Source organism: Natrinema limicola JCM 13563 (genome assembly GCF_000337475.1).
In the GTDB taxonomy this organism is placed as follows: domain Archaea; phylum Halobacteriota; class Halobacteria; order Halobacteriales; family Natrialbaceae; genus Natrinema; species Natrinema limicola.
Window position 1 is genome coordinate 52980 of sequence record NZ_AOIT01000050.1, and the last position, 11555, is coordinate 64534.

Annotated in this window: 11 protein-coding genes; 6 read left to right on the forward strand and 5 right to left on the reverse strand. The window is 63.2% G+C overall.

The genetic code is table 11. The features are described 5' to 3' along the window. The first annotated feature begins 66 nt into the window (after nucleotides 1–66). Nucleotides 67–1203, forward strand: a complete 1137-nt coding sequence (locus C476_RS12840) for an MFS transporter (protein WP_008013636.1) — start codon at nucleotides 67–69, stop codon at nucleotides 1201–1203. Nucleotides 1204–1509: 306 nt separating this feature from the next. Here the strand turns inward: C476_RS12840 and C476_RS17875 are convergent, their stop codons facing one another. Continuing rightward, nucleotides 1510–1914: a hypothetical protein gene (locus C476_RS17875; protein WP_206536889.1), complete on the reverse strand. Its 405-nt coding sequence runs from the start codon at nucleotides 1912–1914 to the stop codon at nucleotides 1510–1512. Nucleotides 1915–2179: 265 nt separating this feature from the next. Here C476_RS17875 and C476_RS12845 point away from each other — a divergent pair, with 265 nt between their 5' ends. From C476_RS12845 to C476_RS12860, 4 genes are all read left to right on the forward strand, one after another. Then, nucleotides 2180–2599: a PPC domain-containing DNA-binding protein gene (locus C476_RS12845; RefSeq protein ID WP_008013638.1), complete on the forward strand. Its 420-nt coding sequence runs from the start codon at nucleotides 2180–2182 to the stop codon at nucleotides 2597–2599. Nucleotide 2600: 1 nt separating this feature from the next. Continuing rightward, complete coding sequence (locus tag C476_RS12850; RefSeq protein ID WP_008013641.1) at nucleotides 2601–6230, forward strand: DNA polymerase II large subunit; 3630 nt, start codon at nucleotides 2601–2603, stop codon at nucleotides 6228–6230. Between the two features lie 235 nt (nucleotides 6231–6465). Next, nucleotides 6466–6804 (forward strand): DUF7130 family rubredoxin-like protein, encoded by a 339-nt coding sequence (locus tag C476_RS12855; protein ID WP_008013642.1) that lies wholly within the window; start codon nucleotides 6466–6468, stop codon nucleotides 6802–6804. 221 nt (nucleotides 6805–7025) lie between these two features. Further along, on the forward strand, nucleotides 7026–7931 hold the full coding sequence (locus tag C476_RS12860) for a ketopantoate reductase family protein (RefSeq protein WP_008013644.1): 906 nt from the start codon (nucleotides 7026–7028) through the stop codon (nucleotides 7929–7931). A gap of 64 nt (nucleotides 7932–7995) precedes the next feature. On the opposite strand, the gene C476_RS12865 is transcribed toward C476_RS12860, so the two are convergent. Both C476_RS12865 and C476_RS12870 read right to left on the reverse strand, forming a co-directional pair. Further along, nucleotides 7996–8358: a NifU family protein gene (locus C476_RS12865; protein WP_008013646.1), complete on the reverse strand. Its 363-nt coding sequence runs from the start codon at nucleotides 8356–8358 to the stop codon at nucleotides 7996–7998. 83 nt (nucleotides 8359–8441) lie between these two features. Next, entirely contained in the window at nucleotides 8442–8759 is a 318-nt protein-coding gene (locus tag C476_RS12870; RefSeq protein WP_008013649.1) for a DUF5783 family protein, read from the reverse strand. 321 nt (nucleotides 8760–9080) lie between these two features. On the opposite strand from C476_RS12870, the gene C476_RS12875 reads away from it, so the two are divergent. Further along, the gene (locus C476_RS12875) at nucleotides 9081–9467 is read left to right on the forward strand and encodes a hypothetical protein (RefSeq protein ID WP_008013651.1); all 387 of its coding nucleotides are present in this window, start codon (nucleotides 9081–9083) and stop codon (nucleotides 9465–9467) included. 67 nt (nucleotides 9468–9534) lie between these two features. On the opposite strand, the gene C476_RS12880 is transcribed toward C476_RS12875, so the two are convergent. After that, nucleotides 9535–10329, reverse strand: coding sequence for a DUF7260 family protein (locus C476_RS12880; protein WP_008013653.1), 795 nt, complete (start codon nucleotides 10327–10329; stop codon nucleotides 9535–9537). Then, a complete protein-coding gene (locus C476_RS12885; protein ID WP_008013654.1) occupies nucleotides 10326–11246 on the reverse strand; it encodes a DUF7551 domain-containing protein in 921 nt (306 codons plus the stop codon). The genes C476_RS12880 and C476_RS12885 overlap by 4 nt, the downstream gene beginning before the upstream one ends. Between the last annotated feature and the right edge of the window lie 309 nt (nucleotides 11247–11555).

Below are 11555 nucleotides of genomic sequence, written 5' to 3' on the forward strand. Positions count from 1 at the left end.
GGGGTCGACGCGACGTCGCCGAGGTAGAACGGACGCTTCATAGGCTCGTAGCGTCAACGGCTGTCCGTGCACTCGAGCGACCGCGATCGGATCGTCCTCGCCGCTCTCGTCTTCGCAGTGTTGTTCTCACAGCTACTGCTCTATCCGGGCGTGTCGACGCTCGTCGCGACGCTTGGGGCCGACGAGACGACCTCGGCCTTTGCCGCGAGCGCGCTCGACGCGAGTATGTGGTTTCTGATCGCAGAGTTCGCTGCCTACGTCGCGTTCGTCGGCGTCTGGGGGATCGTAAGCGACACGACCGGTCGGCGGACGCCGTTTATCGTCGTCGGCGCGATTGCCGGCGCGGTCGGCTACGCTGCCCTCGCCGCCGTCCCCACGCTGGGCTCGATCCCCTTCGCGGGCGTGCTCGCCCTTCGCGTCTTTCAGGGAGCGATGACTGTCGGGGCGTTCTCGCTGACGATGACCATGCTGATGGATTTAGAGGGCGGCCACGGCCGGAACATGGGCGCGGCCGGGATCGCCATCGGCTCCGGGGCTGCACTCGGCGCGCCGATCGGCGGCCAACTGACCGAGCTCGATCCGCGCGCGCCGCTGGTCGTCGCCGCCGGCTTGCTCGTCTGCGTGAGTCTAGCCGTCTCGAGCGTCGACGACCGGACGCCCGACACGCGCCGGACTGCTCGCGCGCTCGTCGACGGGATTCGCCAGCAGCCGACGCTTTCCGTCCCGTACGCCTTCGGGTTCGTCGACCGGCTCACGGCCGGCTTCTTCGCGCTCGTGGGGACGCTGTACTTCCAACAGCAGTTCGGCCTCGGTGCCGGGATGACCGGGCTCATGTTGGCGTGCTTTTTTGCGCCCTTCGCTCTCCTGCAGTATCCCATGGGTGCGCTCTCGGATCGGATCGGGCGGACGATTCCGATCGTCGTCGGCTCGCTGTGTTACGGCGTCGGGATCATCGCTGTCGGCGCTGCGCCGTCGATCCCGACCGCCGCGGTCGCGATGATCGCCGTCGGCGTCCTCGGCGCGTTAGTCGCCCCCGCGACGATGGCGCTGGTCTCCGATCTGGCTGACGAGAGCGAGCGCGGCCTCGCCATGGCCGGGTTCAACCTCGCCGGCAGCCTCGGCTTCCTCGGCGGCTTCGCTCTCGGTGGTACCGTCGCCAGCCGCNCTGATCGCGCTCGCTCGAGCGGCCGCGGTGACGCCTGATATGGGCGAGCGTATCATGGAATTGATTATAGCAGATTGGACTCCGTAGCGGACGGTAAGTATTGCTAACTTAGTTATCGATCAGTCTCAGAACAGTGAAAATGATTAGGGTGAGTGGGAGAATGTACGCAAGAAGAATAGCAACTGTTCCTAGAATCATATTAACTACACCGCCTCCTCCTGAGCCTGTTTGTATGTAGACTAGTATGAAAAACCAGAGTGTTACTAACGGAATGCCTGGTATATCGTCCATTTCCTATCAACCAAAAGCAATTTCCCAACAAGGTATTTTCGATAAGGACACGTTCAAACGGCCCACCTTCGCGTCAGGGTTCCTGACGGAGTAATATCAAACGCCAGACCACCACCCTTACTCTCGTCACCCGGATAGTAGTGGAAGCTGTCTTGTTCTGTTAGACCACCATCGTCTCTGAAGAGGCTGTACTCTATAACATACTGCTGTCGTTCAGCAACGTCTTTACGGACAGTTTGCTCGTCTGGCCCAACATCGATCGATCCTGAGAACCCCCGGGCTTCGCCTCTGGAGCGGTCTCCAGCTGTTCGTGAAAACGCCATTTCGATTGTGTAGGGACTCTCGGACCGGTTAAAGACGGTTACGGAGAGCATCAGGGGATCAGAGAGCAGCCCCGTACATCCAGCAAGCCCCGAGCAGAGCGGAATCGTGCCCGAAACAAGGGTACGACGTTTCATACAAGAAATATATGTTCAATCAATAAGTGATTTTGGAGACGTTTATTTATATCAATGCAACCGGAATAATATATCTGTGAGTCCTTTTATGACACGCTCACAGAAATCTATTAGCCCGTTTTGACGCATCCGTGTCGTGTGGGTGCGCCAAGACACAGTGACAGCAGACCGTACGAACGCCACAGCAGTCTGCAACCTATCAGCGACTGTGGCTGTCTTGTCTCGCGACCGGTGGGCTTTTTCTGCCGGCCGACACAGTAGCGGTATGCACTATCGCGCCGTCGAGACGACCGACGAGTACGTTGCCCGCCTCGAGACGGGTGCCGACTGGCGGGCCGAGATCGAGTCCCTCGCCGACGCGGTCGACGCCGATGCCGCCTGGTTTACCGCGCTCGGCGCGGTCCAGGACGCCGAACTGTGGTTCTACGATCAGGACGCGTGTGAGTACGAGCCGATCGAATTCGACGAACCGCTCGAGGTTGCGAGCTGTGTTGGAAACGTCTCGCTGCTCGAGGGAGATCGCTTCGCCCACACCCACGTCGTCCTCTCGGGGCCCGACGGCAACGCGGTCGCCGGCCATCTGAACGAAGCGACGGTCTGGGCCGGCGAGGTTCACATGCGCGTTTTCGAGGAGCCACTCGAGCGCGACCACGACGAGACGACCGACCTCGACCTCTGGCTCTGATATGCGGCCGGAAGACGAACGCTACTTCGAACGGCTCGAGTCCCAGTTAGACGATGCGTTCGACGTGGCCGAGCGGGCCAAACAACGGGGCGGCGATCCGAAACCCGAAGTCGAGATCCCGACCGCACGCGACATGGCCGATCGCGTCGAGAACATTCTGGGTATCGATGGCGTCGCCGAACGGGTCCGCGAACTCGAAGGTGAGATGAGCAGAGAGGAGGCCGCGCTCGAGCTCGCGGAGGACTTCGCCGAGGGCCGGGTCGGCGACTACGAGACGAAAGCCGGCAAGGTCGAGGGTGCGGTCCGAACCGCGGTCGCCCTGTTGACCGAGGGTGTCGTCGCCGCACCGATCGAGGGGATCGACAAGGTCGAAATCATCCAGAACGACGACGGCTCCGAGTTCGTCAACGTCTACTACGCCGGCCCGATCCGCTCTGCGGGTGGCACTGCACAGGCGCTGTCGGTGCTCGTCGCCGACTACACTCGCGCGCTCGTGGGGATCGAGCAGTACAAGGCTCGCGACGAGGAGATCGAGCGCTACGCCGAGGAAATCTCGCTGTACGACAAGGAGACCGGCCTCCAGTACACGCCCAAGGACAAGGAGACGAAGTTCATCGCCGAACACATGCCGATCATGCTGGATGGGGAAGCCACCGGCGACGAGGAGGTCTCTGGCTTTCGCGACTTAGAGCGGGTCGACACCAACAGCGCCCGCGGTGGCATGTGTCTGGTCCTCGCGGAGGGGATCGCGCTGAAGGCCCCGAAGATCCAGCGCTACACTCGAAACCTGGATGAGGTCGACTGGCCGTGGCTCCAGGATCTCATCGACGGGACCTACTACGACGATGCGGCGGACGAGGAAAGCGACGCGGACGCCGACGACGAGGAAGACGGCGACGGGGAAGATGCAGACGCCGACGGAGACGAACCTGCGGGCGATGGCGACGACACCGACGCCGACGTGCCCGACGGCCCCCCGCGCGTCGAGGAGTCGACGAAGTTCCTCCGGGACCTGATCGCCGGCCGGCCCGTCTTCTCCCATCCCTGTGCCGAGGGCGGCTTCCGGCTGCGCTACGGTCGAGCGCGAAATCACGGCTTTGCGACCGCCGGCGTCCACCCCGCCGCGATGCACCTTGTCGACGACTTCCTCGCGACGGGGACCCAGATCAAGACCGAACGCCCCGGGAAAGCCGCGGGCGTCGTTCCCGTCGACTCCATCGAGGGGCCGACCATCAAACTCGCTAACGGTGACGTTCGGCGAATCGACGACCCCCAAGACGCACTCGAGATCCGCAATGGTGTCGAGAAGATCCTCGATCTCGGCGAGTACCTCGTCAATTACGGCGAGTTCGTCGAGAACAACCACCCGCTCGCGCCCGCCGCCTACACCTACGAGTGGTGGGTCCAGGATCTCGAGGCCGCCGGCGCGGACGTCCAGGCACTCGAGGACGACCCTCGAATCGACCTCGAGTTCCCCGAGCCCGAGGAGGCCCTCGAGTGGGCGATCGAATACGACGCCCCCCTCCATCCGGAGTACACCTACCTCTGGCACGACCTGTCGGTCGACGCCTTCTGTACGCTTTCCGAGGCGGTCGCGGCGGGCCGGGTCGAAGACGACACGCTCGTCCTCGACTATACCGAGCCCGTCCGCGAGGCTCTCGAGACGATCGTCATCGAACACCGCCAGCGCGAAGGCGAGAGCGACGGCCGCATCGAGGTCGACGACTGGCGACCGTTCGTCCGGACGCTCGGCTGTGAACCCCGCCAGACCGTCGCCGACGGCGCGACGCTCGAGCCAGAGCAAGAGCCAACGGTTGAACTCGAGCGCACCTGGACCGTCGACGACCTCTCCGAGCGCGCACGAACGTGGGGCCACGAGGCCGACGGCGACAACGCCATCGAAGCGGTCAACGAAGTCGCGCCGTTCCAGGTCCGCGAGCGCGCGCCCACCCGGATCGGCAACCGGATGGGCCGTCCCGAGAAGTCGGAGAGCCGCGACCTGAGCCCCGCCGTTCATACGCTCTTTCCCATCGGCGAGGCCGGCGGTACGCAGCGCAACGTCGCCGACGCCGCCACCCACGCCGAGACGATGTCCGATACTCCCGGCGTCGTCGAACTGCAGGTCGGCCGCCAGCGCTGTGAGACCTGCGACACGGAGACGTTCAAGAACCGCTGTCCAGACTGCAACGAGCGGACGACGCCGGACTACCGTTGTCCCGACTGCGACCAGCGCCTCGAGCCCGACGACGCCGGCCGCGTCGAATGCGATCGCTGCGAGCGCGAGGGGACCTGCGTCGAGACCCGTGAAATCGACGTCCACGAGGAGTACCGCGACGCCCTCGAGTCCGTCGGCGAACGCGAGAACGCCTTCGAGATTCTGAAAGGCGTCAAGGGACTCTCCTCGCAGAACAAGGTTCCCGAACCCATCGAGAAAGGGATCCTCCGTGCGAAACACGACGTGTCGGCGTTCAAAGACGGCACTGTCCGCTACGACATGACCGACCTCCCGGTCACGTCGGTTCGGGCGAGCGAACTCGACGTCGACGTCGGCCAACTGCAGGCACTTGGCTACGAGGAGGACATCCACGGCGAACCGCTCACCCACGAGGATCAGCTGGTCGAACTCAAAGTACAAGACATCGTCCTCTCCGACGGTGCAGCCGAGCACATGCTGCAGACGGCCGACTTTATCGACGACCTTCTGGAACAGTACTACGGCCTCGAGCCCTTCTACGAGTTCGAGGACCGCCAGGACCTCGTGGGCGAACTCGTCTTCGGCATGGCACCGCACACGTCAGCGGCAACTGTCGGGCGTGTGATTGGTTTCACGAGTGCGGCGGTCGGATACGCGCATCCGTACTTTCACGCTGCGAAACGGCGGAACTGCGACGGTGACGAAGATTGTGTGATGCTTCTCCTCGACGGACTCCTCAACTTCAGTAAGTCGTTCCTGCCCGACCAGCGCGGGGGGAAAATGGACGCCCCCCTTGTCATGTCCTCGCGGATCGATCCCTCCGAGATCGACGACGAGGCACACAATATGGACGTCGTCTCCCAGTACCCCCGCGAGTTCTATCTCGCGACCCGCGAGCAGGCTGACCCCGAAGACGTCGACGTTCAGATCGCCGAGGAAAACCTCGGCACCGATCTGGAGTACACCGGCTTCGACCACACCCACGACACCACCAACATCGCGATGGGCCCCGACCTCTCGGCGTACAAGACGCTCGGGTCGATGATGGACAAGATGGACGCCCAGCTCGAGCTCTCGCGAAAACTCGTCGCTGTCGACGAGACCGACGTCGCCGAGCGGGTCATCGAGTATCACTTCCTGCCGGACCTGATCGGCAACCTGCGGGCCTTCTCGCGTCAGGAAACGCGGTGTCTCGACTGCGGCGAGAAGTTCCGCCGGATGCCCCTGACCGGCGACTGCCGCGAGTGTGGCGGCCGTGTCAATCTCACCGTCCACAAGGGCTCGGTGAACAAGTACATGCAGACCGCGATTCAGGTCGCCGAGGAGTACGACTGTCGGGACTATACGAAACAGCGGTTAGAGGTCCTCGAGCGCTCGCTCGAGAGTATTTTCGAGAACGACAAGAACAAACAAAGCGGGATCGAGGACTTCATGTAACCGACCTTTTGCTCTGTGCTCGCTCACTTCGTTCGCTCGTGGTCGGTATTGGTCAACCATCTGTCCCCTGTTGAGCGGACGCGTTGCATCCACGCTGCTCTGATTGCAGGCCATGGCGACTGCCTTCGTTACGTGCTGCTGACGACTGTTCGCGTACCGTGTCTCTCACGTCCTCGAGTGGGACCCGACGACTGCGCGCTGTGGCTTTATCGCCGTCGCGGCTGTGAACTCGGGTATGGTCAACACTGGTGAGACACCGGCATCGGAAGGTGAGGAAGCGGCCGTCGAGGAGGTACGGAAACTCAACTTCGGACAGATGGTCTACGATGCGGACGGTAACGAACTCGGCCACATTCGCGGCTTCGAGAAGAGCGGCTTCTTCGTCACAACCCGCGAGGGTGCGGAGGCGATGAGCGTCGAACACGCTCGGTCGGGCCACGAGTTCGGCGAGGCGGAGCTCATGTGGCGCTGTATGGAATGTGGTGAGATGGGCGATATCGACGCTGGACTCCCCGATGAGTGCCCGAACTGTGCTGCCGACCGTGAGGATCTGATGTACTGGACCGAGGACTGATAGGACTCCTCTCAGCCAGTGCCGGTGCACCCGCGACCTGGGATGCGGGTGCGCCGGTAACCAGTGATAGCAGGCCGTCTGAGTCGACCGACCGCTGATCGCCGAAGAGCTGCCAATTTCATATAGCAGAATAAGATTCATCTTCGACCATTCGTCGAGACTGGCGACGTTCCTGCCATCGGACGAAACCCGTTTGTACCACGCTCGAGTCATCTCGAGCCATGAAGATCGTCGTTTTCGGGGCCGGCAGCCTCGGCAGTCTCGTCGGTGGGCTGCTCGCACGCGATCACGATGTCACACTCGTCGCTCGCGAGGCTCACGCTCGTACCGTTCGTGAGTCCGGACTGCGCCTCGAGGGTGTCGTCGACGGCCCATCACGCGTCTCCCCTGCGGCGACGACCGACGGGACGGGACTCGAGGCCGACCTCGCCGTCGTCACGGTCAAATCGTTCGACACCGCCGCAGCTGCCGACGCGCTTGCGACGGGCTCGATCGAGGCCGTGCTTTCGCTCCAAAACGGGATGGGAAACGAAGCGACGCTTGCGACGCGGATCGAGGCCCCGGTACTCGCCGGGACGGCGACCTACGGCGCGATCCTCCAGGAGCCGGGGGTCGTCGAATGCACGGGCTCCGGCGAGATCGTGCTAGGACCACGAGACGGTGGCTCCTCGGCACGTGCAGAGCGGGTCGGCGAGACCTTTGCCGCGGCTGGCCTCGAGACGACCGTCGCTGACGACATGCCCCGCCGGTTGTGGGAGAAACTCGCCGTCAACGCGGGGATCAACCCCATCACGGCCCTGACTGCCACCGAAAACGGAGCGGTCCTCGAAGAGCCAGCGACCGACCTCGCACGGGAAGCGACACGTGAGACGGCACGGGTCGCACGTGCCTGTGACGTGTCGCTGTCGAACCGCGAGGCGCTGGCTGCGATGGAAACCGTCGCCAAGGCGACGGCCGCGAACACGTCCTCGATGGCCCAGGATCTCGCCGCCCAACGGCGCACCGAAATCGATGCGATCAACGGCTACGTCGTCGAGCGAGCGGTCGAAAACGGGCTCGAGGTGCCGACGAATCGAACGCTCACGGCGTTGATCCGGACGTGGGAACAGGGTCGTGGCCGTCGGTAAGCCGTCGCTGGTGTCACGAGTGATCAAAAACCGAACCCGACGGATCGAACGCGCTAAACGGGGATTAGAACGGTGCTTCCGGGCCTTCGTCGGCTTCGCCATCGTCGTCGACGGTTTCGCCGGGGAAGGAAGGACTCATGCCGCCGCCCATGTCGTCGCCGCCGTCCATGCCGGTGGTTGCGTTGACCTTCTCGATTTCGGGGATCTCTTTGACCATGCGGCTCTTGATCGCCTGGATCGTCATCGGCGAAATGCCACAGCCACTGCAGGCACCGCCGAGGGCGATGCTGACCTCGCCGTTTTCGCGATCGAGGTCCTGAATCGCTGCGCTGCCGCCGTGCATCTGGATCTGCGGGAAGTTCCGTCGCAGGAAGTTCGTCACGCGCTCCTCGAGATCGTCCCCGTCGTTCTGGGTCTCGGTGCTCATGAACCCCACTTGGGTATCAGCCCCCCTAAACCTTCCGTCCTCCATGTTCGGCTGCCGGCGTCACCGACGGCGCTGGGCCCGCGTTAGGCGAATCCGAACACGCGCTGAAGCTCGGCTTCGATCTCCTCGATATGGCGCTCGAGGACCTGCTCGAAGCGCTCCTCGTCGACGAGGACGCCTGAGAGGCGGCCGTAGGGATCGTCCGGCAACTCGATGCGGAACTCGCCGTCGCCCTCGTAGAAGGGCTCGCTCTCGTTTAACACCTGCTGGTCGATCGCGTGGACGAGCTCGGAGTCGTACTGGTCGTTCATCCGGTTGAACGCGTTTTTGTACGCCTGCTGAAGCTCGGGGAAGTAGTTGGCGTACTTGTCTTCGAACTGCTCGGGGTCGAAGTCGGCCATATTCGACCTGACGGAGAGCGGCGACAAAAGTCGGACGATCGGTTCGTTCGACACCGATTCACCCTGTTCCGGTCTGTGTCTGCCGTCCGATGGCGCGAGCCTGATACGGTCTGCTGTCCCGATGTCCCGGTATAACCCAGTGCGGGTCGCGGTCCCACCGGAACTGACTGACAGTAGTCCGTATGAAAGACTGCCGCCATACGAACTCCTGTCAGTAGCAGCAGTTTCGGTACCAGTCCGCTGAAACTGTATGGGGTGGCTATACAGGGGCCCGCGTACGCAAGCGGAACGGCCACTCCGACCCTTGGCGACGCCGAGAATATGGGTACCAAACAGGAGCCCATTCCACCCGAAGCGCTCCCGCCGGGATGGGGACTGGCAAAACTCGATGACGATCAGTTCGTCTACCGGCATGGCAACCCTGCGATCGAGCTGATCGCGGCCAGTACCCATCCTGATCACTCCCATCCAGCGCTCGGGCTCTGTCGGTGCTGGGAGCTTCGCTACAAGATCTTCCTTACGGATTCGGCGATCGCTCGATCGATCGCTCACGTCTCGACACGCCAAGCCGCCCTCGACGGCTTACTCGAGTGTATGCATAGTATCCACGAGGCCGCCGACGCAGCCATCGATCCGATCGCGGTCGAAGCGACACTCGACCGTGTCAGTTTCTCCGAACTCGTTCCAAACGAGGCGTCGTCTCCGTAGTCGCCGGATCGCCGGCGGGAGTTTCGTTTTACTCGTCGAGCCGCTCGCATCAGCGGTGCAGGCTTGACTAGACGCGCCGCGTCAGGTGTGCTCGGACCGTCCGTTGACAGTCGCCACAGATGCCGTACAGCTGTGTCGCGGTCGACAGCAGCGGGTATCGAGCGGGATCGCTCGCGTAGATCGATTCGATGACCGATCGGTACCGTGGTCCGCTCGGCTCGTCTCGAGCCGTCGACCCAGCAAACTGTGCTTGCCGCCGCTTGAGACGCGCCTCGAGGCGGTCCTGATACGTCTCGAGTCGCTCGTGTTTGGCTCGCAAGTCGTCGAAGCCACACTGTAAGAACGACTCGTCGGCCGTCGCCTGTAGCCAGCCGACGATCGTGTCGATCTCCGCAATTGCCGTCTCGAGTGTCGACCGTTCTTTCCGTACGATCTCCTGTCGAACCGCGAGTTCCCGGCGGCTGGTCGACACTGCCTCGAGCACCGCGGCTTTGAGTGGCGGTGTCCAGCCGGTGTCAGTCGCGAGTGCAGCGGCGATGTCTTCTGTCAGCGTGGTTGCCATCGCCTCGACCCGCGATTCGTCCTTGTAGCCGCTGCTGTGTTGTCTGACGGTTTCGTCGAACGCCGTCCTGACGGACGCACAGTGATCGTCCGATGCCGAGGGGGTTGCTCCACGTACCTGAATCGCCTGCGTCGTCGTGGGCGCTGCCGCCTGTTGGGCCTGAAACGCGGTCGGTTGTGCGGCCGGAATCGCTCGAACGCGCTGGGCGAACGCCTCGAGTGCCGCGTCGCGATCCGCGAGCGTCTCCCACTCCTCGGCGAGACACTCGAGCGCTCGGTGGGCCGCCGTCGCCCCCGTCATCGGTCCTCCGTTTGGGCGCGAGTGCAGACGAGGCCGCCACTCGTCCGCTCGTCGGTCGTGACCACGAACTGCCAGTCGCCGTCGCCGAGTGCGGTGGCCTCGTGTACACCTAGCGATGCCGTCGACGGTGCCGTCCGACGCAGGATGTCGATCCCGATCGGTAGCGTCGGAAACCGCCGCTCGCCGCCGTCGATCGCGTACTCCCGCAGGGTAACAGTCCAGACGTTCTCGCTGGTCCCAGCGGCTGACTCACGTGTGACGCCGTATGCGCCGATCAGCGACAGCGAATCCAGATACGCAAGGCTCGTCGCGACCGGATCGTCGGCCGGATCGACCGGTGAAAGGTTCGCTGCTGCCGCCTGCAGCAATCGGGTTCGCGCGGCCGCCGTGAGGTACTGATCGAGTTCGGCTGCGATCGTCTCGAGCAACACCAGACAGAGCGCGTTTCGGTCGGTTGTCGCCTCGGCAGCGGCCAGATACGTATCCATGATCGCCCGCTCGACGCGCTCGTGATCGCGACTCGAGAGCGCCTCGAAGACGGCACCGGAGACGTCGTGACAGAATCCGATCAGCGGGCCGGCAGACGCTCCAGCGTGCGCTCGATCGGCCGACAACTGGCTCTCTTGGGCTGTCGGTGTGTTCTCGGGCGCGCCATCGGCCTGACCCTCGGTGCCCGCTTGCGTCTGCCGGACGATCGGATCGTAAAACGGGAGTTGTGGATCGTACCGTCTGAGGGCGGCGCGGTACTGTTCGGTCGCGCGTGCGGCGTCCGCTGCGTCCGGACGGGTCGCGAACCGCCGTCCGGCGACCGGGACGGGCTGTTCGCCGGAGCGAGCGCAGACGACGTTGTACTCCCCGTCGTCGCTGGCCAGCCGTTCGATGGAACGGCGAATCTCTCTGAGCGTCGTTCCGACCATGAGTTCCTCCAGTAGGTTCGTATGCTTTAGGCCAACCTAAATCATTATAAGTTCTCCGGATTTTAGGCAGACCTAATAGTGGCTGACCTCCACGTTGGTGTCCGAGATCAATTGTCGGACCGGCACGTGGCTACTCATTCACGGCTATCGTGGTCGATTTCAGCCGTTTCGAGCCACGCTCGCTGTCGGCACGCATAAACTGGATACTGATATATCGAATGCGCCTGTGGTGCTGCGAATACCCCAAAATCCGTGCACGAGATTCGCGTCTGTCGGTAGGAATCGATCCCGAATACAGGGCCGATCAAG